Source organism: Saccharomonospora azurea NA-128 (genome assembly GCF_000231055.2).
GTDB classification, from domain to species: domain Bacteria; phylum Actinomycetota; class Actinomycetes; order Mycobacteriales; family Pseudonocardiaceae; genus Saccharomonospora; species Saccharomonospora azurea.
On record NZ_CM001466.1, the window covers coordinates 761,382 to 784,443 of the forward strand.

General features: G+C 71.2%; 25 protein-coding genes. 12 read left to right on the forward strand and 13 right to left on the reverse strand.

Annotated elements, in window-relative coordinates; all coding sequences use genetic code 11:
- Both SACAZDRAFT_RS03620 and SACAZDRAFT_RS03625 read right to left on the reverse strand, forming a co-directional pair.
- Complete coding sequence (locus SACAZDRAFT_RS03620) at nucleotides 1-414, reverse strand: VOC family protein (protein ID WP_005438800.1); 414 nt, start codon at nucleotides 412-414, stop codon at nucleotides 1-3.
- 99 nt (nucleotides 415-513) lie between these two features.
- On the reverse strand, nucleotides 514-969 hold the full coding sequence (locus SACAZDRAFT_RS03625; RefSeq protein WP_005438801.1) for a MarR family winged helix-turn-helix transcriptional regulator: 456 nt from the start codon (nucleotides 967-969) through the stop codon (nucleotides 514-516).
- 325 nt (nucleotides 970-1,294) lie between these two features.
- Between SACAZDRAFT_RS03625 and SACAZDRAFT_RS03630 the strand changes: the two genes are divergently transcribed.
- From SACAZDRAFT_RS03630 to SACAZDRAFT_RS22310, 4 genes are all read left to right on the forward strand, one after another.
- Nucleotides 1,295-1,537 carry a hypothetical protein gene (locus SACAZDRAFT_RS03630; protein ID WP_005438803.1) on the forward strand — a complete coding sequence of 81 codons (243 nt, stop codon included), beginning with the start codon at nucleotides 1,295-1,297 and terminating at the stop codon, nucleotides 1,535-1,537.
- Nucleotides 1,531-1,779, forward strand: coding sequence for a hypothetical protein (locus SACAZDRAFT_RS03635; RefSeq protein ID WP_005438804.1), 249 nt, complete (start codon nucleotides 1,531-1,533; stop codon nucleotides 1,777-1,779). Before SACAZDRAFT_RS03630 ends, SACAZDRAFT_RS03635 begins: the two co-directional genes overlap by 7 nt.
- Before the next feature lie 192 nt (nucleotides 1,780-1,971).
- The gene (locus SACAZDRAFT_RS03640) at nucleotides 1,972-2,370 is read left to right on the forward strand and encodes a DUF5313 family protein (protein WP_005438805.1); all 399 of its coding nucleotides are present in this window, start codon (nucleotides 1,972-1,974) and stop codon (nucleotides 2,368-2,370) included.
- Nucleotides 2,371-2,556: 186 nt separating this feature from the next.
- Nucleotides 2,557-2,796: a DUF3040 domain-containing protein gene (locus tag SACAZDRAFT_RS22310; protein ID WP_082245289.1), complete on the forward strand. Its 240-nt coding sequence runs from the start codon at nucleotides 2,557-2,559 to the stop codon at nucleotides 2,794-2,796.
- On the opposite strand, the gene SACAZDRAFT_RS03645 is transcribed toward SACAZDRAFT_RS22310, so the two are convergent.
- From SACAZDRAFT_RS03645 to SACAZDRAFT_RS03660, 4 genes are all read right to left on the reverse strand, one after another.
- Nucleotides 2,706-3,956 (reverse strand): M14 family metallopeptidase, encoded by a 1,251-nt coding sequence (locus SACAZDRAFT_RS03645; protein ID WP_005438806.1) that lies wholly within the window; start codon nucleotides 3,954-3,956, stop codon nucleotides 2,706-2,708. The genes SACAZDRAFT_RS22310 and SACAZDRAFT_RS03645 overlap by 91 nt on opposite strands.
- A gap of 131 nt (nucleotides 3,957-4,087) precedes the next feature.
- Complete coding sequence (locus tag SACAZDRAFT_RS03650; RefSeq protein ID WP_005438807.1) at nucleotides 4,088-5,053, reverse strand: peptidoglycan-binding protein; 966 nt, start codon at nucleotides 5,051-5,053, stop codon at nucleotides 4,088-4,090.
- A 147-nt stretch (nucleotides 5,054-5,200) separates the two neighbouring features.
- Nucleotides 5,201-5,866: an SAM-dependent methyltransferase gene (locus SACAZDRAFT_RS03655; protein WP_005438809.1), complete on the reverse strand. Its 666-nt coding sequence runs from the start codon at nucleotides 5,864-5,866 to the stop codon at nucleotides 5,201-5,203.
- A 66-nt stretch (nucleotides 5,867-5,932) separates the two neighbouring features.
- Nucleotides 5,933-6,811, reverse strand: a complete 879-nt coding sequence (locus SACAZDRAFT_RS03660) for a LysR substrate-binding domain-containing protein (RefSeq protein ID WP_005448251.1) — start codon at nucleotides 6,809-6,811, stop codon at nucleotides 5,933-5,935.
- 79 nt (nucleotides 6,812-6,890) lie between these two features.
- Here SACAZDRAFT_RS03660 and SACAZDRAFT_RS03665 point away from each other — a divergent pair, with 79 nt between their 5' ends.
- The 3 genes from SACAZDRAFT_RS03665 (at nucleotide 6,891) to SACAZDRAFT_RS03675 (ending at nucleotide 10,143) form a co-directional block, all read left to right on the forward strand.
- Entirely contained in the window at nucleotides 6,891-7,820 is a 930-nt protein-coding gene (locus SACAZDRAFT_RS03665; protein ID WP_005438814.1) for an EamA family transporter, read from the forward strand.
- Nucleotides 7,817-8,437 (forward strand): NAD(P)-dependent oxidoreductase, encoded by a 621-nt coding sequence (locus SACAZDRAFT_RS03670; RefSeq protein ID WP_005438817.1) that lies wholly within the window; start codon nucleotides 7,817-7,819, stop codon nucleotides 8,435-8,437. Before SACAZDRAFT_RS03665 ends, SACAZDRAFT_RS03670 begins: the two co-directional genes overlap by 4 nt.
- Before the next feature lie 230 nt (nucleotides 8,438-8,667).
- The gene (locus SACAZDRAFT_RS03675) at nucleotides 8,668-10,143 is read left to right on the forward strand and encodes an MDR family MFS transporter (RefSeq protein ID WP_005438818.1); all 1,476 of its coding nucleotides are present in this window, start codon (nucleotides 8,668-8,670) and stop codon (nucleotides 10,141-10,143) included.
- Nucleotides 10,144-10,180: 37 nt separating this feature from the next.
- Here SACAZDRAFT_RS03675 and SACAZDRAFT_RS03680 read toward each other — a convergent pair whose 3' ends face one another.
- Nucleotides 10,181-10,735 (reverse strand): DUF4232 domain-containing protein, encoded by a 555-nt coding sequence (locus tag SACAZDRAFT_RS03680; RefSeq protein WP_005438819.1) that lies wholly within the window; start codon nucleotides 10,733-10,735, stop codon nucleotides 10,181-10,183.
- 85 nt (nucleotides 10,736-10,820) lie between these two features.
- Here SACAZDRAFT_RS03680 and SACAZDRAFT_RS03685 point away from each other — a divergent pair, with 85 nt between their 5' ends.
- Nucleotides 10,821-11,213, forward strand: coding sequence for a hypothetical protein (locus tag SACAZDRAFT_RS03685; RefSeq protein ID WP_005438820.1), 393 nt, complete (start codon nucleotides 10,821-10,823; stop codon nucleotides 11,211-11,213).
- A gap of 56 nt (nucleotides 11,214-11,269) precedes the next feature.
- Complete coding sequence (locus tag SACAZDRAFT_RS03690; protein ID WP_005438821.1) at nucleotides 11,270-11,836, forward strand: hypothetical protein; 567 nt, start codon at nucleotides 11,270-11,272, stop codon at nucleotides 11,834-11,836.
- Nucleotides 11,837-11,849: 13 nt separating this feature from the next.
- Here the strand turns inward: SACAZDRAFT_RS03690 and SACAZDRAFT_RS03695 are convergent, their stop codons facing one another.
- The 4 genes from SACAZDRAFT_RS03695 to SACAZDRAFT_RS03710 form a co-directional block, all read right to left on the reverse strand.
- Nucleotides 11,850-12,257: a hypothetical protein gene (locus SACAZDRAFT_RS03695; RefSeq protein ID WP_005438822.1), complete on the reverse strand. Its 408-nt coding sequence runs from the start codon at nucleotides 12,255-12,257 to the stop codon at nucleotides 11,850-11,852.
- Nucleotides 12,254-13,165 carry a WXG100 family type VII secretion target gene (locus SACAZDRAFT_RS03700; protein WP_005438823.1) on the reverse strand — a complete coding sequence of 304 codons (912 nt, stop codon included), beginning with the start codon at nucleotides 13,163-13,165 and terminating at the stop codon, nucleotides 12,254-12,256. Before SACAZDRAFT_RS03700 ends, SACAZDRAFT_RS03695 begins: the two co-directional genes overlap by 4 nt.
- Nucleotides 13,162-13,515, reverse strand: coding sequence for a hypothetical protein (locus SACAZDRAFT_RS03705; RefSeq protein ID WP_005438825.1), 354 nt, complete (start codon nucleotides 13,513-13,515; stop codon nucleotides 13,162-13,164). The genes SACAZDRAFT_RS03700 and SACAZDRAFT_RS03705 overlap by 4 nt, the downstream gene beginning before the upstream one ends.
- Nucleotides 13,516-13,597: 82 nt before the next feature.
- Nucleotides 13,598-14,302: a DUF1990 family protein gene (locus SACAZDRAFT_RS03710; RefSeq protein WP_005438826.1), complete on the reverse strand. Its 705-nt coding sequence runs from the start codon at nucleotides 14,300-14,302 to the stop codon at nucleotides 13,598-13,600.
- A 106-nt stretch (nucleotides 14,303-14,408) separates the two neighbouring features.
- Between SACAZDRAFT_RS03710 and SACAZDRAFT_RS03715 the strand changes: the two genes are divergently transcribed.
- From SACAZDRAFT_RS03715 to SACAZDRAFT_RS03725, 3 genes are all read left to right on the forward strand, one after another.
- The gene (locus SACAZDRAFT_RS03715) at nucleotides 14,409-14,621 is read left to right on the forward strand and encodes a hypothetical protein (protein WP_005438828.1); all 213 of its coding nucleotides are present in this window, start codon (nucleotides 14,409-14,411) and stop codon (nucleotides 14,619-14,621) included.
- Nucleotides 14,618-15,349 (forward strand): DUF1990 family protein, encoded by a 732-nt coding sequence (locus SACAZDRAFT_RS03720; RefSeq protein WP_005438830.1) that lies wholly within the window; start codon nucleotides 14,618-14,620, stop codon nucleotides 15,347-15,349. The genes SACAZDRAFT_RS03715 and SACAZDRAFT_RS03720 overlap by 4 nt, the downstream gene beginning before the upstream one ends.
- Before the next feature lie 139 nt (nucleotides 15,350-15,488).
- Nucleotides 15,489-16,256, forward strand: a complete 768-nt coding sequence (locus SACAZDRAFT_RS03725; protein WP_005438833.1) for a 2,3-dihydro-2,3-dihydroxybenzoate dehydrogenase — start codon at nucleotides 15,489-15,491, stop codon at nucleotides 16,254-16,256.
- Here the strand turns inward: SACAZDRAFT_RS03725 and SACAZDRAFT_RS03730 are convergent.
- Nucleotides 16,207-17,652, reverse strand: coding sequence for an MDR family MFS transporter (locus SACAZDRAFT_RS03730; protein WP_005438835.1), 1,446 nt, complete (start codon nucleotides 17,650-17,652; stop codon nucleotides 16,207-16,209). The genes SACAZDRAFT_RS03725 and SACAZDRAFT_RS03730 overlap by 50 nt on opposite strands.
- The coding region (locus SACAZDRAFT_RS03735) for a non-ribosomal peptide synthetase (protein WP_005438836.1) at nucleotides 17,649-23,062 on the reverse strand (5,414 nt) is incomplete at its 5' end. The genes SACAZDRAFT_RS03730 and SACAZDRAFT_RS03735, both read right to left, overlap by 4 nt.

Sequence of the window (23,062 nt, forward strand, 5' to 3'; positions counted from 1 at the left end):
TCAGGCCGCGGGGAGTCCGATGTCGACCAACCACTGGATGCCGAATCGGTCGACGCACATGCCGAACTCGTCGCCCCACATCTGCTTCTCCAACGGGACGAGAACGGTCGCGCCCTCCGCGAGCTTCGACCAGTACCCGCGCAGGGTCTCGAGGTCGTCGCCGCTGACGCTGACACTGACGTTGGTGCCCGGCGTGTAGCTCTCCCCCGACGACACGTCGGCGCCCATGAGGGTGAAGCCTCTGTCGGTCTCGAGCTCGGCGTGCATGACCTTGTCGGCGTCCGGGGAGTCATCCGCACCGTACTGGCCGAACGTGTTCACGGTGAGGTCACCGCCGAACACGCTCTGGTAGAACTCCATCGCCTCGCGGGCGTTGCCGGAGAAGTTGAGATACGGGTTGAGCCGGGACACCATCGCGCGCTCCTTCCCAGATGGTCTCTCATCGAGACTAGAACCGAGCGCGGGCGCCCGCAGAGCTTCCGGCGCCAGGTGATCGAGGCGCCGCCGCCCGGCTCACGCCGGATCGGCCGGCCGGGTCGCCGCGATGACCTTGCCGAGCATCCCGTGCAGCTCCTCCAGTTCGCGGACCTCCATCCCCAGTCGCTCGACGACCTGGTACGGGATCTTCTCCGCCTCGGCACGCAACGCTCGACCGGCCTCGGTCAGGTCGACGGACAGCGAGCGTTCGTCCGCGCGGTCACGCCGTCGGCTGACGTACCCCAGCGCTTCGAGCCGCTTCAGCAGCGGCGACAGCGTCGCGGGCTCCGCGCACAGGAGCTCGCTGAGCGACTTCATGCTCCTCGGCGCGTGCTCCCACAACGCCAGCAACACCAGGTACTGCGGGTGCGTCAGCCCGTACGGCTTGAGCAGCGGACGGTACAACCCGATGACGCTGCGGGAGGCGACCGAGAGCGCGAAACACACCTGCCGGTCGAGCGCCAGCGGATCCTCTCCCAGGTCGATCTGCATCACACCATCCTAACTTCGGCAGGATCTTGACCAGCATGAACACGAGCGCCGTGGGACAGACGGGGGACACGTCCCTGCGGGTGCCTCGGGACCGGTGTCCCACGGCGGGTGAATCGCACTGTATGCGAATGCAAAAGAGGAGGTGCGGATGCGGCCGCGACGGCGCCGTGATCAAAAAGGTCCGTTTTGTGACCGTTTCGCAAAGTCCCGATTGCGACGAAACCGGCACCGGCGCCGATGAACCGAACGAGCCCGCCAGAGATGCCGGGTCCGGCGACACCGAACCCATGACCGACATAGATGCCCACGGGCAAGGAGACCTCGCATGAGCCACCACCGACTCACCGGCCGGGAAGCCGGTTCGCCGACTCCGCTGCCGTCGAGGTCGCGTGAGCGGGCAGTGATCGCGCTCCAGCAGCAGCAATGGACGACCGCGAACAACACGGAGCACGGATGGCTGTCGCCCGCCGACGATCAGGACACGGTGTCGATCCCGTGCACACCCGGCGATCACCGCACCTGTGGGAGCAAGCGGCATGACCTCCGGCGCTCAGGTGTGCAGTGCTGAGGCAGCCGTGGCGGTTCACGGCGGTGCAGGGCCCGATCCCGGTGTTCGACCTGCGCCGCCGCTGCCCCAAATGCCAGTGCCGGTGGGTGCGCACCAGATGGGTGCGCATCCCGAAAGACATCACCACACCCGACGACACGCAGCTGGTGCGTGAGTACCTCGCCCGCATCTGTTGGCGCTGCCGTTACTGGTGGCCCGAGAGACCTTCGATCGACGACGGACTTGAGGGCAGTGCCTGGTGACCGGACGTCGGCCGCCCTCGGGCCGAACGTGGGACGGACCCGGATGGCCGGTCACTACGATCGGACCCGCGGGAACGTGCGGTCTGCGGGCGTCGGCCCCGATCCGCTCCCCACCGGGGTTTCCGCAGGTGGGGATCCGGCGAACCGGACACCATCCCAATCACTTAGTGCACTAAATGTTAGGGTGCTGACATGGCAGGTCAGCTTCGCCGTCCCAGCCCGCATCTGTGGTTGTGGTACGCCCTCGGCGGGCGACTCCCCGACCGGTACCGGGAATGGGTGCTGCACGACGTCACGAGCAAGACCTGGCTCTGGCGGCACGGAGCGCGCACGACCTTCCTCGTCGGCCCACTGAGCGCCCTGTGGCTCCTCCTGCCCGGCCCGCTCTGGCTGCGCCTCTGCCTCGTCCTCCTGGCAGTACTCGTGGGCTACTTCTACTCGTTCGCCTTCGCCGAGGAGAACGTCGAGCATCGCCTCACCAAGCACGGCTACAGCTACGGCGCGGGCAGGCGACTGCGTGCCGCCGCCAGGGCCGAGGCCGAGGCCGACGTCCGGGAACGCTACCTCGCCCGCTACCGCCAGTCGGAGTGAACGCGCGTTCGACGCTTGCGTGAACGGCACCGTCCGAATCACGATTCACGCTGCGAATTCAGTCGTTCACGATTTCCGCGGCCCGCACTCTCGGCGCTCGTCGAAAGCGAACGGGAACACAGCGGCGCTGTGACGACGACCATTGTGATCACAGGTCGGTAACGTGCCTTGTCCTCGGGTGATCGAATGTCGCTGAACGAGGAGAGACTGAACAGTCTCAAGCAGCTGGAATCGGAGCTGCGGGCGGACGATCCGCGACTCGACCGCTCACTACGCCGCATGGTGGGTTCCGGGGCGGTGGCATCGCGCTCGCCACCGCCCCGGAACCCGTCGACTCAGGCCTGGTTACCCGCCTCGGTGAGCAGGATCTCCACCGCCTCGTCGTTGCGCTGCGTCTCGGGCTCGATGCGCTCGTCGGGCGGGTAGAACCCGTCCAGACCACCACCACCGGCCGGGTACATCTCGAAGGTCAGACTGAGGATGCCGTGCTCGGCCCACATCCAGTCGTTGATCGAGCCGTCGGTGATGTAGAGGTCGCTGGACTGCTGCGGCGTGTAGCCGTTGCTCGCCGCGAGTGCCTCGCCGACCTCCTGGAAACGCTTCGCCTCCTCGGGCGACATCGTGTCGTTCGAGTCGTCGTAGGTGTAGCCGTAGGGCCAGAGCACCAGCTCGGAGTAGGAGTGGAAGTCGATGTGCGCCGTGATCTGCTGGGCGCCACCGACGACCCGGGAGTCGACGAACGACGCGACGGCCGTCGTCTCGGGCGCCGAGAACGCCGACGGGCCCCGGTAGGTCTCGCTCGACGGCGATCCGCTGGAGCCGCCGCAGCAACCCCACTCATAGCCCCAGTTGCGGTTGAGGTCGGTGCCGCTGTCCTGCCGGTTCTTGCGCCAGCCCTTGTAGCGGCCGCCCTCGATGTCGTACTCCGCGCCGTCCGGGTTGACCGTCGGGATCACGTAGATCTCGCGGCTGTCGACCAGCTCGGTGACCGTCGGGTCGCTGCCGTACTCGTCGGTGAAGCGTTCGACGATGCGCAGGCACATCTCCGTGGTCAGGTGCTCCCGGGCGTGCTGGTTGCACGTGAACAGCACTTCGGGCTCGTCCTCGTCCTGCGCCACGTTGTCGCTGATCTTGATCAGGTGCAGCGCGCGCCCCTCGTGCGAGTCGCCCACGCTCGACAGCGAGGCGATGTCGCCGTGGTCGGCCACCGCCTGCTCCAGCACCTCGGTGAGCTCGCCGTAGGTGTGGTAGCCCTCGTCCCCGGCGGGGAACTCGTCGGCCGCAGCGCGGACACCCGGGCTGCGCTCGACCAGCAACTCGTCGACGTCGCCGACCTTCTCGACGTCGAGTCCCCGACCGCGCAACGCCTGCGCCTGCGCGGGCTCCGCGGCGAAGGTCAGGGTGCCGTCGTGCGTCCCCCACACGTCGACACCGGCCTGCGCGATGGTGGTCCGTTCGGCGCTGTCCGTCCCGCGCACCTCGTACAGACCACGACCGGACTCGTGTGGCGCCGCGCCCGCCGGCACGGCCGTGGCGAGTAGTAGCAGTCCCGCTGCTGCGGTGATTCCCCGACGTAGTGTGCCCATGCAGTGAGGCTGGCGGAGGCGGCCGGCGGGCGGCAACCCTCGAAAGTCGGAACCGGATTCGCCGCGGGGCCGCCACCGTGGGGGGACGGCCCCTGGCTCCGGTGTCCTGTGAGGACACCTCCGACGAGCGGTCAGCCGACGAGCGCGCGCCAGGTGATCGGGCCCGCGACGCCGTCCACGGTCAACCGGTTCGTGCTCTGGAAGTTGCGGACGGCGGTGTTGGTGACGGAGCCGAAGTCACCGTCGACCAGCAGCCCCGCACTGCGCTTGTTCAACGCGGTCTGCAGGCCCTTCACGTGGTTGCCGCCGGCCCCTCGCTGCAGGGAGTAGACGAGCTTGGGCCACGTCTTCGGCCCCACCTGGCCATCGGCGACCAGGCCGCTCGCGCTCTGGAAGCGCTTCACGGCGTTCGTGCTGGTCGGCCCGAGCCACCCGTCGACCTCGAGGCCGTATCCGCGCTGGTTGAGCAGGTGCTGGATGGCCCGCACCCGCTGGCCGCTCGCGCCGGAGTCCAGCGCAGGCCATCCACCGCCGAGGTCGACGCCTCGCCCGGACATGAACGTCACCGGGTTGACCACCCTGCCCAAGCTCCCGTTGTGGGTCTCGAAGTGCAGGTGGGGGCCGGTGACGTTACCCGTGGCCCCCATGTCGCCGATGCGCTGCCCGGCCGACACTTTCTGGTTCAGGGACACCCGGTAGGCGTTGAGATGTCCGTAGTAGGTGTAGAGGCCGCTGCCGTGCGAGAGGACGATGCCGTTGCCGGTGCGGCCCGTGAGCCCACCGCCCCACTGCCGCCGGATCACCGTTCCCGCCGCGGCCGCGTACACGCCGGTGCCGGTGGAGTTCGTGACGTCCTGCCCAGCGTGGGAGACGCCGCCACGCGGGGCCCCGAAGTGGCCGCCGTTCGGGAAGTACCCGAGCGCGGGGTTGCACCACTTCCCGTTCTTCGCCGTCGCGGCCTGCGCGGCGGGAAGTCCGACGCCCAGCACGCCGAGCCCGAGTCCGAGCCCCGTGCCCACCAGCAGCGCACGCCTGGACACCCCGCCGCCACGCTGCTCCGGGTCGTTCAGGTCCACGCCCTCGCACGACTCACACATCCGTCCCACCCCAGTCCGTCTTGCCCGAATCCCGATGTCGGGTCCGGAGTGTACGAAGCTGGGCGGCGTCAACAGCAGGTCAACGGCAGAGATTTGCCGACACCCTTGACCCGGTGCGAGAAGGGCGGACAATGGCGGCGCGCGAGATCACGCGTCGCGGCGCACCCGCACCACGCTGTCGGGGCGCCGGCCGGGCCTGCCCTCGGGGTCGGGCAGTTCGGTCTCGACGACCTCGGCGACGTCCACGGTCCAGCCGTCAGGCAGCTCCAACGCGTCCACGACCTCGCGCACGGTCGGGAACCGGTGGTCGAACGGCGGCGACTCCACCCACGACGGCCATCCGGCGTGGCTGCCGATGAGCAAGATCCCTCCCGGCGCGACCGCGGACAGCGCCCGCCGCAGCACGGTCTCCCGCTCGCCCTCCTCGGCGACGGGCGAGTGCAGGAACTGCGCGGAAACCAGGTCGAACGTGCCCTCCGGCAGGGACGTGGCGAGATCGTGCCGCTGCCAGTCGATGGCGTCGGCGACCCCGGCGTCCTTCGCGTGCGCGGCACCGCGCCGCAACGCCACGTCCGACACGTCCACGGCCGTGACGCGCCATCCCCGTTGCGCGAGCCAGATGGCGTCGCCGCCTTCGCCGCAGCCGAGGTCGAGGACGGTGCCGGGCGGGAGGTCGGCCACCTGCCGCACGAGCAGGGCGTTGGGCTTGCCGCTCCATACCGTGTCCTTCTCGGCGTAGAAGTCGTCCCAGAACTGGGCGGTGGAGCGCGTGTCCTGATCGGGATCCGACTCGTGTCGGTGCGTCGATGTCATGCCTCCAGGGTGGGACCTCCTCGCCAATCCTGGCCAGTTTTGTTGCCGGTCCAGCAAAGTGCTGCGTCAACGGCGCACGGGGAGGTCGAGAAGTCGCAGGAACGCTTCGGCGGCGGGCCGGGGATCGGAGCGGCTCCACACCAGGTACTCGACCCGCTGCGGGGCATCGCTCACCGGAATCGTCGCGACACCGCTCAGCCCGGGAACGAACGCCGACGGCAGCATCGCCACGCCGAGGCGCTGCTGCACGAGCCGCACCATGATGTCGACCGCACCGACCTCGAGCGCGACCTCACGGTCGACACCCGCGGCCTCGAAGGCCAGATCGGACTGCGCACGCCCCGCCGATCCGAGCGGGAAGTCGACGAAGACCTCCGACGCGAGCGTGCTCAGTGCGACCTCGTTCGCTCCGGCCAGCGGGTGGTCGGGAGCCACCACCGCGACGTGCCGGTCACGAACGAACTCGTGTACGCGGACGCCCCGCGGTTCGACCGTGGCCGGAAGCCCGAGGAACGCGAGGTCGAGCTCGCCGCGCTTCACCTGTTCGACGAGTTCGCGACTGCTTCCCACCCGCAGAACGACGTGGACCTGCGGATGGCGCAGGCGGAACTCCCGCAGGACCGACGGCAGGTCGACGGCCGCGACCGTGGGGATCACCCCCAGTCTGAGTCGCCCACGCACCTCGCCGAGCGCCGCGGCGACGTCGGCGACCGCGCGTTCGGCGGCTTCCAGGCACTGCCTCGCCGCCGGCAGGAACGCCTCGCCCGCGGCGGTGAGCTGAACTCGACGACTGGTCCGGTCGAACAACCGGGCACCCAGTTCCCGCTCCAGGCGCGCGATCTGGTGACTCAACGCCGACTGGACGACCAGACACCGCTCGGCGGCTCTGGTGAAACTCTTCGTCTCGGCCACGGCCAGTACGTAACGCAGCTGCTGCAACTCCACCGATCCATGATCGGTCATCATCGATGGGATGAAAATCATGTGTTGGACTCATTGATCGGCCCGGCGAAGACTGGCCGTCATGACGACCCGCTCACCGTCGAACGCGGCCACCGCTCAGGCCGGCCGCCTTCTGGCCACGGCGCTCGCGCCCGCGGTGTGGGGCACGACCTACGTCGTGACCACCGAACTGTTGCCCGCCGGTCATCCGCTCTTCGCCGCGCTCCTGCGCGCCCTGCCCGCCGGGCTCCTCGGGATCGCGCTGACCCGCGCCCTCCCGCGCGGCGTGTGGCGGGCGCGCGTGGCGGTGCTCGGCGTCCTGAACATCGGCCTGTTCTTCCCACTGCTCTTCGTCGCGGCCGAGCGGCTGCCCGGCGGCGTGGCCGCCACGCTGGCCGCGACCCAACCGGTCGTCGTCGTGGGCCTGGCCGTGCTGCTGCTGCGGGAACGCCCGTCCGCGTGGCGGTGCACGTGGGCGATCGCCGGTGTCCTCGGCGTGGCGTTGGTGGTGTTGCGCCCTGCCTCGGTGGCGTTCGACCTCGTCGGAGTGCTCGCGGCGCTGGGCAGCGCCGTCAGCATGGCGTTCGGCGTCATCCTCACCAAACGGTGGGGGCGGCCGGACGGCGTCGGACCCACCGCGTTCGCCTCGTGGCTGCTCACCTCCGGTGGTCTGTTCCTCCTCCCGCTCACCCTCCTCGTCGAAGGCACACCGCCGACCGTCGACGGCCCCGCCGTGCTCGGTTACCTGTGGTTGGGCCTGATCGGCGGACTTCTCGCCTACGTGCTGTGGTTCCGCGGACTCGCCACCCTGCCCGTCACCTCGGTCGCGCTGCTGAGCCCGCTCTCCCCGACCGTCGCCGCGCTGCTCGGCGTCCTGGTGCTCGGCCAGACGTTGGGACCGGTCCAGCTCGCGGGCTTCGCCCTCTCCCTCGTGGCCGTCACCGCCGGGCAGTGGACGCCACGCCCCCGCGCCGTCCCCAGCCGGAATCCGAAGGAAAGGATCGATTCGTGAAACTGCTCGTCATCGGCGCCACCGGCATGGCCGGCTCGCGGGTGGTCGGCGAGGCGCTCGCCCGTGGCCACGAGGTCACCGCCGTCTCCCGCAACGGCGGCTCCATGCCGCCCTCGGTCACGGCCGTGCGCGCGGACGTCACCGACGTCGGCCGCATGACCTCGCTCTTCGCCGCCGCCGACACGGTCGTGTGCGCCATCAGGCCACGGCGAGGTGAGGAGCCGTCGGCGACGACGACGGCGCTGCTCGATGTCGCGGCCACGACTCGCACGCGCGTCGTCGTGGTGGGCGGAACGGGTCCCTTGCGCAGTCCGGGCCGCGGCGACCTGCTCGTCGTCGACGATCCGCGCTACGTCGCACCCGAGTGGCGCGCCGCGGCCGTCACGAGTGTCGAGCAGTTCCGGCTCTGCCAGGCCCATCCCGCCGACTGCGTCTACGTGAGCCCCGCGGCCCTGCTGGAGCCCGGTGTCCGTACCGGGCATTACCGCCGCGGCACGGACACCCTCGTCGTCGCCCCGGACGGGACGTCGCGGATCTCCGCGGAGGACCTGGCGGCGGCCGTACTCGACGAGATCGAGCAGGCGGGCGGCCGGCGGCACATCGCCGTCGGCTACTAGGGCCGGCGTCGAGCGGGTGCTGTGGGTGCGGTGGCCGGTCGTCGCCGACGACGGGGCGAAGGCCAGCGAAGGTGAAGGTCACTGCCCACGGCAGTGATAAGACGTCGCTGCCGACCGGCCGCTCGGGCTAGGCTCTGCGCGGGGGAGTCACGCGTCGCGACATCGGTGTCCGCTTTCGGCGACTCCACCACATCCGCTGCGAACTCACGTGCGACGAGGTTGCCCCATTCATGATCGAGAATTCCCCCGCCGAACACTCCGCATCCGACCGCGGCTCCGGCCAAGCGCGCAGTGGCACGCTGATCGCGGTCCTCGTCGCGTCGGCGTTCGTCATGATCCTGAACGAGACGATCCTCAGCGTCGCGCTGCGGGATCTGACCGTGGAACTCGGGGTCGCGACCACCACGGTGCAGTGGTTGACCAGCGGATTCCTGCTGACCATGGCCGTCGTCATCCCGACCACCGGTTTCCTGCTGGAGCGGTTCACGCCACGGCAGATCTTCCTCGCGTCGCTGACCTTGTTCAGCACGGGCACGCTGCTGTGCGCCCTGGCACCCGGTTTCGGCCTCCTGCTCGTCGGCAGGATCGTGCAGGCGTGCGGCACCGCCGTGATGGTGCCCCTGCTGATGACCTCGGTGCTTCGCCTCATCCCGCCGGAACGGCGGGGCTCGATGATGGGCACGATCACGATCGTCATCGCCGTCGCGCCCGCCGTGGGTCCCACCATCGGCGGCGCCCTGCTGTCCTCGATGGGCTGGCGGTGGATGTTCGTCCTCGTCCTCCCGCTGGCGCTGATCGCGCTGGCCGTGGGCTGGAAGTGGTTCCACCTGCACAGTCCCACCCGCGCCGTTCCGCTCGACCTGGTGTCGGTGCTGCTGTCCGCGTTCGGGTTCGGCGGCCTGCTCTACGGCCTCGCCTCCATCGGGTCGCCGGCCGAGGCAGCCGTCGTCCCGCCGTGGGTGGCCATCGCGATCGGGGTGCTGGCACTGGCCGCGTTCACGCTGCGGCAGCTCGCCCTGCAACGCGCCGACCGTGCGCTGCTCGACCTGCGCCCCTTCACACACCGCAGCTTCGTGGTGGGCGTGGTGCTGTCCGGACTGCTCTTCATCTGCCTGCTGGGCGTCGGCTCGATCATGTTGCCGCTCTACCTGCAAACGGTGCTCGGCACGAGCACGTTCGTCAGTGGACTCGCGGTGCTGCCCGGCGGTCTGATCCTCGGCCTGCTCGGCCGCCCCGTGGGCGCCCTGTACGACCGGCTCGGGCCGCGGCCCCTGGTCGTCCCGGGCGCTCTGGCGATGGCGACGGCGCTGTGGTCGTTCACCGCGCTCGGGCCGACGTCGCCGCTGGAACTGGTGATCGCCATCCACGTCGTGCTCATGGTCGGGCTGTCGTTGATGATGACGCCGCTGATGACCGAGTCGCTGGGTGTGCTGCCCGACCACCTGCACTCCCACGGCAGCGCGATCCTGTCGACCCTGCAGCAGGTCGCGGGTGCGCTCGGCACGGCCGTCTTCGTCACCGTGGCCGCACTCGGCAGCGCCGCCGACGCCGTGAGCCCGGACGCCGACGGGCTCCACGCGGCGTTCGTCACCGCCGGCTGCATCGCGGTGGTCGTGGTGCTCACGTCGCTGTTCGTCCGTCGCGCAGCGTCGGTCGGACCCGGCGGTCAGGCGAGCGCGGAGCTGGAGCACGACACGGCGCCCTGAGCCGGGGGCGCGCGTGACCTCACCGCACCGGATCACCTCACCGGTGCCACGCGCTCACCCCGAGCGTGCCCGTGGTGCCCAGGTCGATGTGCAGGCCGTTCGGGAACCGGTCGTCCAGCTCCACGGGCTGCCACGGCTCGCCCCGCGCGGGTGCGATCGACACCGTGTGACCGACCGCCTGCGCGCCGCCGCTGGTGTCGGTGTTGCGCCACACGATGCTCGCCCCGGCCACCTCGCCGGTCTCCAACGTCAGCGGTTCGGGCGCCACCTCGAAGCTCTCGATCGTCGCGATCCCCTCCGCACCGTGCTGGACCCGGACGTCGAGCTGCTCGCCCTCGGGCCCCAGCACCCGTAGCGACGGGTAGCCGTCGAGGTGGTACGGCGCGTCGCCGCAGTTGGTGAGTTCGAGCCCGATCACCCGCAGGCCCATCGCCGCCTCCTCCAGCCCCACGGAGGCACGCACGCCGCTGTCCGGGCAGGTCGGCTCCACAGGCGGCTCCGACGAGGTCGGCGACGGCGGAGGCGGTCCCGGCTCGGGGGTGCAGGCGGCCAGTACGAGCGCCAGACAAGCGAGCAGCAAGCGACGTTCCACCCGCTGATTGTGCCGAGGACGGGCTAGTCTTGATCATCTGGGTGGTCGAGTCCGGCCGCATCGGGGAACTGGGGAGGGAGTCCGGGTGGCAACGTGGGGCGATCTGGTGGCCTACGTCCGCGAGAGCTACGACGTGATCCGCGACGAGCCCGACGAGATCCGCGTGCGGATCTCCTTCGACGACCGGCGGGCGCAGGTCGTGGTGATCGCGAGAGAACTGCTCGACCGCAAGGAGGAGTGGGTCCAGATCGCGACCCCGTTCGCCCGCGCCGACGAGGTCGACCTGCACGCGGTGCTGACCGAGATCGGCGACACCATCGTGGTCGGCGGCGCCGTGCTGATGGGCGAGCACCTGGTGCTGCGCCACTCGCTGCCTCTGGTGAACCTCGACATCAACGAGTTCATCGACCCGCTCGAACTCGTCACCGGCTCCGCCGAACTGCTGGAGGAGCAGTTCACGGGCCGCGACGACTACTGAGTCGCCGCTCCGCGCGGCCGCCGGACGGACGCGGACACAGGCCGTAGGCTCCCGCCGTGGACTTGTTCACCGCACCGACGCTGTTCGTCGAGCATCCCGGCGGTTTTCGTCGCGCGCTCTGGCGTACGACCTACGACGTCTCGGTCTACGACGAGCACGACCGCGCCCTCGCCACGGTCGGCGAACGGTCCGGGCCGGGGCCGCTGTCCCTGGTGCGGGCCACCGGGTTCTCCGGTCACACGCCGTTCGACCTGCGCGTGGCGCTTCCCGACGGGCGCGAGGTCCTCGGCATCCGGAAGAGCTTCTCCGTGCGCCACACCCGGGTGTTCGTCACCGACCCCTCCGGGGTGTCGCTCGGTTCCCTGGCCCGGCAGGGCCCCTCCGACATCGTCCTGGCCGATGGCACGGGCACGCCGCTGGGGCGCCTCGGCGACCTCGCCCCGCTGCGGGTCGGTGCCCTGGCCACACGGGACGGCCGAAGGGTCCGCCGGGATGTCCTGCGACTGCACCCGGACCTCGGCTCACCGGCTCGACAGCTCGCGATCGCCGCGGCGTTGGCCTGGGACATCGTGCACAACCGGGGTACCACGAAACCGTCCGGATCCGCGTGGCCCGCCGGCTGAGCACGACGTCACCTCACCAGCCGCGGCGCAGGATCGAGCCGCCCTCCTCGTCGTCACCCTGTGCCGCACCGATGATGTCGTCGGGATCCTGTCCCTCGCGCAGCTCCTGATGGGCACGGGCGAGGTCGGGCAGCGCTGCGGCCATGGCCGCCTGCACTCCCTCGTCGTCGAGTGCGCGGCCGGAGGAGATGTCCGACCACGTGAGTTCACCCTCCTTGATCCGCGAGACCAGGTCCTTCAACTCACGAGGAGCCCGGGCGCTCTCCGCATGCCGCTCGATGGCGGCGAGGTCCTGCTCGGACAGTCCCGACGAGCGGACCTCCACCCGGTTCGCTTCCGAAGCCGCCCGGTCCACTGCGACGAGCTTCGCGTCCACGTCGGCGACCAGCGCGTCCAGCCGGTCCCGGTCGTAGAAGGTCATGGCGTGCCTCCGGTGTTTCCGGTGTTCGAGGACGGAGCGGGCGGGGACGACGGCGTGGTGGGCGTGCCGGGCGACGCGGGATAACGCCCGGTCGCGGAGTTGACGGCGCCGTTCAGCTTGTAGCCGTTCATCGCGACGCCGAAAGCGCCCGACTTGGCCGCGCTGAGCCCGTTGGCGTAGGTCTCCTGGCCCTGCTGGTAGGAGTCCAGCACGTCGAGCGCGTCGTTGACGTCCCGGATGTCCTTGATCTTCATCAGCGCGGTGCCCATGCCCACGATCCCGTCGACCATGCCCTGCACGCCCTCGATCAGCGTCTGGATCGAGATGATGATCTTGCGGATGGCGTCGACGATCTGGACGGCGTCGTAGACCATCCAGACCGCCTTGCCCCAGCCCACCACGGGAATCCACGCGGTCATGGCGGCTTCCAGGAGCTTGGTGACGAGCTTGTCGAGCAGCGACAAGGCGATACTCGTCGCCGTCCGGCACGTGTTCGCCATGCTCTTGAAGCGGTCACCGATCATGCGCGCGACCTGAGAATCGGCCTCGATGGCCAGCGCCCACATCGAGTCCATGCGGCGGGCGAAACTCGACGCGCCGTCGCCCTGCCAGTACTCGCCGAGCTGGTCGACACCCGCGTCGAGGTTGCGTCGCACCGAGTCGAGCGCCTTGGACACCTGGTCCCAGGCGTTCGCGTTGGCATCGATCTTCTCGAAATCGCCGAGCAGCGGATTGATGAGCGACTCGACGAGGTTCTCGCCGGTCACCTTCTCGTAGATCCAGTTGACGCCCTGGATCTTCCAGCCGGCCTTCTCGATGAGCTCCTTGGTGCTCTGTCGACCGGGGCGATCGTCGGCGGCCGCCGAGAGCGCGGCGGCCGGGTCCTCCACATCGGCGTAGGCGGTCACCGCGCACCTCCCAGCACCGGCGCGCCGGGCACCGTGTTGATGCCCTGCTCGATGAGACCCAGGTTCTCCCCGTTGAGCTGGTCCCGCTTCTCGTACGCCTGCGCGGCCTTCTCCAGCCCCGCCGCGTCCTTCGTCAACATCTGGTGACCGAAGTCGAGCGTCGCGCCGTAGAGGTCCGCCACCGTGGTCACCACGGGGACGAGCAGCGACAACAAGCCCGTGAAGCCGGAGGTGTCACCGCCCTTCGACACCGCGTGTTCCTTGATGGTCAGGAAGTGCTCCGCGTTGCGTTTCATGAGCTCGGCGTATCCCACGAGCTCGGCGGGCTCGACCTTGAATCCGTCCGCCACCACTCCTCCTTCGCACGGTGCATGATGCGGCGTTCGACGCAGCACCGGTGCGGTCGGTTCCAGGCGGCTCGGGGCCGGTCGGTCAACACCCGGCCCCGGCGGGGTCGAGGCTGCGGGTGTCGACGTGCACGCCGTCGAGGAGCCGTCCTCCGGAGGTCGCGACCGCGGCCAGACAGAAGCGCACCCACATGTTGAGCTGCACCTCCTTGGCCAGCCGCAGGTGCGAGTACAGCAGGTGCACGAGCCGGCCGGCGGGGCGCGCCCAGAGTTCGATCACGAACACGAGCACCCCGTCCTCGGAATCGGCGCGGAACTCCACCTGCCCGGCCTCCAGGTGACCGCGCAGCGTCACGAACCGCAACGACGTGGTGTCCCGGTGCGTGACCCGCACCGGACCGTTCCAGGGGCCCGGCATCTCCACCAGCAGCTCGTCGCCGACGTCGAGCCCTCGTCCGTTCACGCCGTCGGCCCGGATGCCGACGACCTCACGGGGAACGAAGTGTTCGAAGTCGCAGATCACGCGGTCGACGAGCTGCGCGGCGTCGAGCCGGGCGTCCGCGATCCTCACCTGGAACCGCCGGTGGAAGAACGGCCCGTGCCCGTCCGCCGCCAGCTGCGCGCGGTCGTCGACGACGTGCTCCGGTACCGGCGGGGCCCCGTCGTGCTCGTCTCCCCGGCATTCGTACCGGTGCAGTGGCGTGGTGTCCCAGAGGTACCGCCAGGTGACGAGGGTGGTGCCCCAGAGCCACCGCGACACGACGGCAGCCCCCTGACGAACTCGCTCCATCCGCGCCCTCCAGCCGTTGTCCGGGGTCGAGGACCGACGAGAATCGGGTACAGACTCCGAGTACCCGCGCCCGGCGCGCTGACACGAGTCGACGAGGAGAACGCACATGGTGGTTCGGCTACTGCACCGGACAGGACTGCGCAGCAACCACTTCCACCTGGCCTCGCTGGGCACGATCGCACTGTGTGTGGGGTTGTGGGTGCGCGCCAAGACGGTCGACCAGCAACAGCGGGGCAACGCCGAGCGGCGTGCGCTCTTCGTGGGACTCTGGCCGCCGATGATGTGGTCGATCGGTGAGTCGCTGCGGGACGTCGAGTGACCCCGCGGGGCGACTGGGTCTTCGGGCACCTCGACCCCGCACGGGCGTGGGCCGACCTCGCCGACGCCGACATCAACTACTCGGTCGACGAGGTGCGCCGTCCCGCCTGGAACATCGACACGCACCACGCCGCGCTGCCTGCGGAGAAGCCGGGGGAGCCGGAGCCGGGCGGCTCCTGGGAGGCTGCCCGCGAGTTGGTGCGGGACTACGAGTTCTCCCCGCCCGAGATCATCCGGGCCGTGTTCGACCCGGCCTCTCCCCTGCTCGGGCGCGACCTGCTGCTGGAAGCCCGGTTCCACCTGATGCACTTCTACTGCGGTGTGCGGATCACCGACGTCGTCGACGAACACCGCGCCAACGGCGACAGAGCGTGGGGCTGGGCGTACGAGACGCTGGAGGGCCACCTGGAGCGCGGCAAGGTCACCTACGAGGTGGTGAAACACCAGCACTCGGGGGAGGTCGAGTTCGTGGCGTCCAGCTACTCCCAGGACGCGCCGACGCTCGGCCGTCTCACCTCGCTGGGCTGGCGCCTCTTCGGGCGCCGCACCCAGTTGCGCTTCTACCGCCGCTGCGGTGAACGGCTGCGCGGCTTCGTGGAGGCCCGGCTGCGCGGGGAGCAGGCCCCCGCCGGGGAGGGGATGCGAGTCGGCCGGCTGGTGGTCGCTCCCACGGACGCCGCGCTCCACCGCTGGGACACCCTGGCGCTGCACCGGGTCGCCCCCGGGTGAGGCTTTTTTCACGACGACTCGCGGCACCCCCGCGTCGTCCTGTGAAATATTTCCCACGGCTACCGACACTGCTCGATCGACGTGATACCACTGTCTTTGCGAGAAGGTTTTTCACGTCGACGGAAACGGCGGGACGATCGTGGGTTCACAGGGAATCGACGGAAAGGTCGCCTTGGTCACCGGGGCGGGTCGGGGAATCGGTGCGGCGGTGGCCCGCGCACTGCGCGACAACGGGGCCGTGGTCGCGGCGGCCGACCGCTCCCCCGACGTTCGCGAGTCCTACGCGGACAGTGAAAGGATCACCGGTTTCACCACCGACGTCACGGATTCGAGGGCGGTCGCCGACCTCGTCGCCGAGGTCGAGAGCACGCTGGGGCCGATCGACGTGCTCGCCAACGTGGCGGGCGTGCTGCAGCTCGGCACCGTGGTGGAGTGCACCGACGAGGAATGGGCACGCACGTTCGACGTCAATTCGACGGGCGTTTTCACCGTGTCCCGAGAAGTCACCCGGAGAATGATTCCCCGGCGCCGCGGCTGCGTGGTCACGGTGTCGTCGAATGCGGCCGGAGTGCCGCGCAGCGGAATGGCCGCCTATGCCGCATCGAAGGCCGCCGCGACCATGTTCACGAAATGCCTCGGCCTCGAACTCGCGGAGTACGGCATCCGGTGCAACGTCGTGGCACCGGGATCGACGGACACCCCGATGCAGCGGTCGATGTGGACGGAGCAGGGCGCCGATCCGGTCGTGCGGGGCGATCTGGACAGCTACCGCGTGGGCATCCCCCTCGGCCGGATCGCCGCCCCGGAGGACATCGCCGCGGCGGTGGTGTTCCTGGCCTCCGACCAGGCGCGGCACATCACGATGCACGACCTCTACGTGGACGGGGGTGCGACCCTGCGCGCGTGAGCGCCCCGCGGCCTCGTGAGGGGTGCTCAGCGGGCAGGCGGAGCGCCCCGAGCAGGGCCATGACGCACAACGAGAGCACGCACCAGAACGTGGTGGAGAACGCGCTCGTGGGTGCCTCGACCGTGAGCCGCAGTTCGAGCAGGACCGCCACCACCGCCGTGCCGATCGCTCCGCCGACGTGGTTGAGCAAGGCGAAGGCACTCGACGCTCGCGGCAGCAGGGCCCGGTCGACGGTGCTGAAGACAAGGTTGAGCACGGGCGAGGCGATCATGGCAGTGCCGAGTCCCCGCACCAGCAGCACGCCGGCGAGCATGCCGTCCGAAAGTGCGGCGAGCTGGGTCAACGGCGCCGTCGCGACGAGGACGAGCGCGACCCCCGTGACCGCGAGCGTGCGCGGCGCGAACCGGTCGATGGTCCGGTTCACGACCAGCGAGCCGAGCACCGCGCCCAACCCCTGCGGGGCCAGCACGAGTCCGGTGTCCCACGTCGAGAGTCCGCGGCCCGCCTGCAGGTACATCGGCAGCAGGAACATCGTGCCGAACACCGACGCGGCGGCCACGAACAGAGCCAGCGCCGCCGCCCGAGTCGGAGGTGTCGCGAACAGCCGGAGATCGAGCAGAGGCACGCGGTCGCCGCGCAGTGCGTGCCGGGTGAACGCCGTGAGCAGGATCGCCCCGAGCGCGAGCGGCGGCACGGTCGACACGGCGTTCGCCCGGTCGGAGGCCAGTTCGGTGAGGCCGAGGACGAGCAGAGCCAGCCCCGGCGACAGCAGCAGCGCGCCGCGCACGTCGAACCGCGTCACGGCGTCGCGCGGCGGCACCGTCGGCACGAGTCGTCGCGCGAGCAGGATCGCGACGAGCCCGACCGGCACGTTGATCGCGAAGAGCCACGGCCAGTCGGCCACGCGCAGGATCAGACCTCCGGCGAGCGGCCCCACGACGGGCGCGAGCATCGGGACGATCCCGACGATGCTCATGATCCGCCCCATGCGCCCCGGGCCCGCGATCGCGGCCAGGAGCGCCTGCCCGGTGGGAGCCAGCAGGCCGCCTCCGAGGCCCTGCACCACCCGGAACACCACGAGCGAGCCGATCGACCAGGCGAGCGCGCACGCCGCCGAGCCGATCAGAAACACCGTCACCGCGCCCAGCCAGGTGCGGCGCAGCCCGAAACGTTCCCCGAGCCAGCCCGTCATCGGCGCCGCGGCCACCACGGCCAGCAGGTAGGCGGTGCCCGTCCACTGGACCTCGGTGATCGAGGCGTCGAAGTCCAGGCTCAGCACGCGCAGCCCGACGTTGACGATGGTCGCGTCGAGGGAGGCCATGAACGTGCCGAGGACGAGCACCGAGGCGATGCCGAGCAGCCTGCCGTCGACGCGCTCCCGGGTGTCTCCGCTCATCGGTGCCTCACCCCGCGTCCACAGAGGTCGAGCAGGGCGGTGACGTCGGCGTCGAGCACACCCGGGTCGGCCAGCGCACGCAGGGCCTCCCACAGCGTGGCGGCCAGCGCCTCGGCGTCGACCCGGGTCACCGCGCCACGACGCCACGCCACGATGCCGCGCCAGCCCTTCCCCTCCGGCATGAGGGTGACCGTCACCGGGTGGTGGGTGAACTCGCGGAACCGCGTGCCCACCACGCGCAGCCCCGGAGCGGGCTCGGCGAGGGCGTCGGGGTCCACCGGATAGTTCTCGAACACGAGGAGGCTGTCGACCAGGCGCCGCAGGCCGGTGGCGCGTTCGAGCTCGGCGAGCTCGACGGCGTGTCGGCCTTCGAGGGCCTGCTGCCGCGCCTGTACCGCGCCGAACGCCTCGGCGGCCGTTCCGGTGAGCCGCGTCCGCACGGGCACGGTGTTGGCGAGCAACCCGACGATGTGTTCCACGCCGTCCACGTCCGGGGTCCGCCCGGACACCATCGTGCCGAAACACACGTCGCGACGCCCGGACCACGCCGCCAGCACTGCCGCCCACGCGCCGTTGACGAGCGTGCCCGCGGTCAACCCGCGGGCCGCCGCGACCTCGGTCAGGCGGCGCACCAGCTCCGGCTCGACCTCGAACACGACCGGGGCGGGATGGGCCGCTCCGGTGTCGAGCGCGGCAGTGTCGCCGACGAGGTAATCCCCCTCGCCCAGGCCCGCGAGTTCGCCCTGCCAGGCGGCGAGGTCGGCGTCGCGGTCCCGCTCGGCCAGCCAGCGCAGGTACCGGGTGAACGGCACGGGCGCGGGCAGCGTCCGCGCCGGGTCGGCACCCGTGGTGCGCGCCGTGTAGGCGGCGAAGATCTCCCCGAGCATCCTCGGCGCGGACCAGCCGTCGGAGAGGACGTGGTGGCTGGTGAGCACGAGCTCCACGCGCCGCGCGTCGCGACGGACGACGGTGAGCCGGATCGGCGCTCCGGCGGCGAGGTCGAATCGCTCGGCGAAGTCGTTCGCGAGGAGCTCGTCGACTCTCCGCTCCTGCTCGTCCACATCGGATACGTCGGACAGGTCGACGTAGCGGCAGTCCGGGGCCGCGTCGGCGAGGAGCACCTGCACCGAGTCCAGCCCCGGCTCGTCGGGGAACGCGGCACCCAGGTTGGCGTGCCGGGCCACCAGGTCGGCTGCCGCCGCGTGCAGGGCCGGCACGTCCACCTCGCCGGAGTGGGCGTCGAGCGAGAACGCCGCCTGCACGGTGTACGGGTCGACCCCGCCGACCGACGCGCGCGTGTGCTCCAGCATCAGCCGCTGCAACGGGCTCAGCGGCAGCACGTCGACGACGCGATAGCGCTGTTCGAGCCGGTCCACCGCGGACTGGTCGAGGTGGGCCAGCGGGAAGTCCGACGGCGTGTGCCCTGCGCCAGCCGGCAGGTCCGGGTCGGCGGCGAGCGTCGCGAGCTGCTCGCGCAACGCCTCCCCCAGCGCGGCGATCTCGTTGTCGGTGAACAGCGCGCGCGGCCACGTGAGGCGGGCGTGCAACGTCGCGCCGTCGCCGTCGTCCCACGCCATGGCGTCCACCATGAGGCCGAAGGGCATGGGCAGGGCGTCGCCTCCGGAGCCGAACGGGGTCGCGCCGGGCGGCGCCTGCCACGGTCGTTCGGTCTGCGGCGCGGGCGGGAACTGGCCCAGGTAGTTCCAGCTCACCTGCGGCCGTGGCGCCGACAGCAGCTCGGGTTCCCCCGCGGCGGCCAGGATTCCGTGCCCCAGCCCGTCGCCGTGGGCGCGCAGCTGCTCCTTCACCGCCTTCACCGCGGCGGCGGACGTCTCCTCGGGCGCCGTGAGGTGCGCCGGGTACACGGCGGTGAACCACCCCACCGTCCGCGACAGGTCCACCTCGCCCGTCCCGTCGGGCCGGTGCGCGGGCCTGCCGTGGCTCTCGAGTGCGACGACGAGCTCCGGTGCCCGGTCGCGCCACTGTGCGACGGCGCGGAGGAACGCGGTGAGCAGGACTGCGTCCGGCGTCGTGTGGAACGCCGCGGGCAGCGTCGTCAGCAGGGTGCGCGTGAGCTCCGGAGTCAGCTGGAGCTCGTGGTGCACCGCGGTGGCCGCCGTGTCGCGCGCCGGGTCGAACGGGACGGCCGACAGCGGCTTCCCGCCGAGACCGTCGACCACCCGCTTCCAGTGCGGCGACTCCGTCCGCCGTTGGTCCGCCGCGGCACGCAGGGCCCGGGTCCAGCCGAGGAACGACGTTCCGCTCCCCGCCGTGCTCGGGCTCTCCGCACCGGAGGACACGGCGGCGTAGGCCTGGGCCAGGTCGTCGATCAGGATGCGCCAGGACACCCCGTCGACCAGCAGGTGGTGGGCGACGAGGACCAGCCTGCCGAGCTCGTCCGGCCCGCGGTCCACCCACACGGCACGCAGGAGCGGTCCGCGCCACAGGTCCAGCTCGCCGCGCGCGGCGGCGATCCGCGCGTCGACGATCTCCCGCACGTCCTCACCGGGCCGGGCGACGACGTGGGTGAGCACGTCGGCCGCCGTCACCGCGCCGGGCGCGGGGATGCGCAACACCGGCTCGTCGCCACCGTGCGCGAGGTGTGCGCGCAGGACGGCGTGGCGCGTGAGCAGACCGTCGAGCACGGCGCGCCACACCTCGGGCGAACCGCCCGCCGGGACGCAGAGCTCGGTCCACTGGCAGAAGTCCCGCGCCGCGTCCAGGCCCTGGGGCGTGTCGGCGCAGCGGCGGAGCAGGTCGAGCATCACCGGGGTGAGCGGGGCGTCCCCGGTCGCGGGGCCCGTGAGGTCGTCGGTGGTCTCGCCCTCCTCGGCGCAGCGGGCGGCGATACCGGCCAGCGTGACGCCGTCGAGCACGTCGCGGGGACGCAGCCGCAGGCCGTGCCGCCGAGCCCGCGACACCAGCTGGAGCGACACGATGCTGTCGCCGCCGATCTCCAGGAACCGGTCGTCGAGCCCGACGTCGTCGGTGCCGAGAAGCTCGCGCACGAGGCGCAGCAACACCTCCTCCGCCCGCGTTTCCGGCTCCCGTGCCGGGCGGGCCGGGCCACGCTCCGGTGCGGGCAGCGCAGCCTCGTCGAGCTTGCCGCCCGGCGTGAGCGGCAGCCGGTCCAGCGCCACGAAGGCCGTGGGAACGAGGTGGTCGGGCAACTCGGCGAGCAGGTCCTCACGCAGCCGTTCCGGGTCGAACGTCGCCTCCCCGGCGGGGATGACGTACCCGACGAGCCGGCGTTCGCGGTCGTCGCGCACCACGACGGCGCACCCGCGCACGTCCGGGTGGCTGCTGAGCGCCGACTCGATCTCGCCCAGCTCGATGCGGAACCCACGGATCTTGACCTGCCGGTCGGCCCGCCCGAGGAAGACGAGCTGCCCGTCCGGGCGCCAGGCCACCAGGTCACCGGTGCGGTACATCCGCGCGCCGGGCTGGTCGGCGAACGGGTCGGCGACGAACGCCTGCGCGGTGCGCCCGGGCAGACCCAGGTAGCCGCGGGCGAGCTTCGGCCCCCCGAGGTACAGCTCGCCGATCACGCCGACGCCCACCGGTCGCAACGCCTCGTCGAGGACGTAGGCGTGGACGTTCGGGTCGGGCCGCCCGATGGGGACGGTGCCGGACTCGCCGGGTTCGTACCGCCAGGTCACCGAGTTGATCGTGACCTCGGTCGGGCCGTAGGCGTTGAACAGCGCGCGGCGTCCCTCACCCCAGCGGCGGGCGAGTTCGGGGTCGAGCCGCTCGGCGCCGACGACGAAGAACACGTCCTCGTCCACCGTGCGGTCCTCCGGCATGGCCGCGAGGAACGACGGCAGCAGGTTCACCCCGGTGACGCGGTGCTCGGCGATGTAGTCGAGCAGCTCGTCCCCGGGCACCCGCACCTCCTCCGGTGCGACGACGAGCGTGCCTCCGGACAGCAGCGGCACCATCGTCTGCCAGAACGCCACGTCGAAACTCGTCGACGCGAAGTGGAGGTACCGGTCGTGCTCGGTGACCCCGACGACGTCCTCCTGCAATGAGACCAGGTCGGGCACACCGCGGTGCGGCACGGCGACGCCCTTCGGCTTACCGGTGGTGCCGGACGTGTAGACGACGTAGGCCAGCGAGTCCTCGGCCAGCCCCGCCCGCGCGTGCTCGGGGTCGGTGTCGCGGTTCGGATCGGCCGCGGGCATCGCCGGATCGCCGAGCACGTGCGGGTCGTCCACGCGCACCATCGGGGCGGCGGGGTCGCCCGGCACGGTGCCGCCGAGCGTCTCCAGGGCCGCGGCGTCGGTGACGAACGCCGTGGGCCGGGCGTCGCCGACCATGTAGGCGAGGCGCTCGGCCGGGTAGCTCGGGTCGAGCGGCAGGTACACCGCGCCCGCCTTCAGCACACCGAACAGGGCCACGATCATCTCGACGTCGCGCCCCAGCAGCACACCCACGGGGTCCTCCCGCCGGACTCCGGCGGCTAGCAGCGCGTGCGCGAGCCGGTTGGCCAGCCGGTCGAGCTCGGCGTAGGTGAGCCGCCGGTCGCGGCACACGACGGCCTCGGCGTCGGGCTTGCGCCGTACCCAGCGGCCGAACTCGGTCAAACACGAATCCCGTCGCCGGGTCGAGGCACCGGCGCCGAGCCGCACCATCCGCGCGGTCTCCTCCGCGTCGAGCGTCGGCACCCGCCCCACGGGGCGGTCGGCGTCCGCGACGATCTCCCGCAGCAGCGTGTGCAGCCAGCGGCCGTAGTCGCGGACGGTGTCCTCGGAGAAGGCGTGCGGCTGGTACCCGAACCCCACGGTGATCTCGTCCTCGGGGATCACGACGACCGTCAACGGGTAGTGGGTCGCGTCGGTGATGTGGACGCCGGACAGCTCCAGTCCCGGCGCCACGGGCATCGAGCCCCGGCCGGAGAACGGGAAGTTCTCCATCACGAGCATCGTGTCGAACAGCTCCTGCACGCCCACCGCGCGCTGGATGTCCGGCAGCCCGAGGTGATGGTGCTCCGTGAGGGCGACCGACTCCTCATGCACGCGGGCGAGCAGGTCGGCCACCCGCTGCCGGGGGCTGCACCGCACCCGCACCGGGATGGTGTTGCCGAGCTGACCGACCATCGACTCCACGCCGTCGACCTCGGCGGGCCGTCCGGACACGGGGCAGCCGAAGACGACGTCACGGCGCCGGGTGAGCCTGCCCAGCAGCAGGCCCCACGCCGTCTGGAACACGGTCGTCACCGTGACGCCCCGCTCGCGCGTGAACGTGCGGAGCCGGTCACTGAACGCGCGGCCGAGCTCGACTGTCACGCGTCCCGGGCGGTCCACCCTCGTCGGCGCGGTCGCCGGGGCGAGTCGCGTTCCCTCGTCGACCCCGGCGAGCGCCTCCCGCCACGCCGTCCGCGCGACGTCGCGGTCGCGCTCGGCCAGCCACT

Coding starts and splice junctions, on each gene's coding strand:
- SACAZDRAFT_RS03620 (WP_005438800.1), bottom strand. CDS start 414: ATGGTGTCCCGGCTCAACCCGTATCTCAACTTCTCCGGCAACGCCCGC.
- SACAZDRAFT_RS03625 (WP_005438801.1), bottom strand. CDS start 969: ATGCAGATCGACCTGGGAGAGGATCCGCTGGCGCTCGACCGGCAGGTG.
- SACAZDRAFT_RS03630 (WP_005438803.1), top strand. CDS start 1,295: ATGAGCCACCACCGACTCACCGGCCGGGAAGCCGGTTCGCCGACTCCG.
- SACAZDRAFT_RS03640 (WP_005438805.1), top strand. CDS start 1,972: ATGGCAGGTCAGCTTCGCCGTCCCAGCCCGCATCTGTGGTTGTGGTAC.
- SACAZDRAFT_RS22310 (WP_082245289.1), top strand. CDS start 2,557: ATGTCGCTGAACGAGGAGAGACTGAACAGTCTCAAGCAGCTGGAATCG.
- SACAZDRAFT_RS03645 (WP_005438806.1), bottom strand. CDS start 3,956: ATGGGCACACTACGTCGGGGAATCACCGCAGCAGCGGGACTGCTACTA.
- SACAZDRAFT_RS03650 (WP_005438807.1), bottom strand. CDS start 5,053: ATGTGTGAGTCGTGCGAGGGCGTGGACCTGAACGACCCGGAGCAGCGT.
- SACAZDRAFT_RS03655 (WP_005438809.1), bottom strand. CDS start 5,866: ATGACATCGACGCACCGACACGAGTCGGATCCCGATCAGGACACGCGC.
- SACAZDRAFT_RS03665 (WP_005438814.1), top strand. CDS start 6,891: ATGACGACCCGCTCACCGTCGAACGCGGCCACCGCTCAGGCCGGCCGC.
- SACAZDRAFT_RS03675 (WP_005438818.1), top strand. CDS start 8,668: ATGATCGAGAATTCCCCCGCCGAACACTCCGCATCCGACCGCGGCTCC.
- SACAZDRAFT_RS03695 (WP_005438822.1), bottom strand. CDS start 12,257: ATGACCTTCTACGACCGGGACCGGCTGGACGCGCTGGTCGCCGACGTG.
- SACAZDRAFT_RS03710 (WP_005438826.1), bottom strand. CDS start 14,302: ATGGAGCGAGTTCGTCAGGGGGCTGCCGTCGTGTCGCGGTGGCTCTGG.
- SACAZDRAFT_RS03715 (WP_005438828.1), top strand. CDS start 14,409: ATGGTGGTTCGGCTACTGCACCGGACAGGACTGCGCAGCAACCACTTC.
- SACAZDRAFT_RS03730 (WP_005438835.1), bottom strand. CDS start 17,652: ATGAGCGGAGACACCCGGGAGCGCGTCGACGGCAGGCTGCTCGGCATC.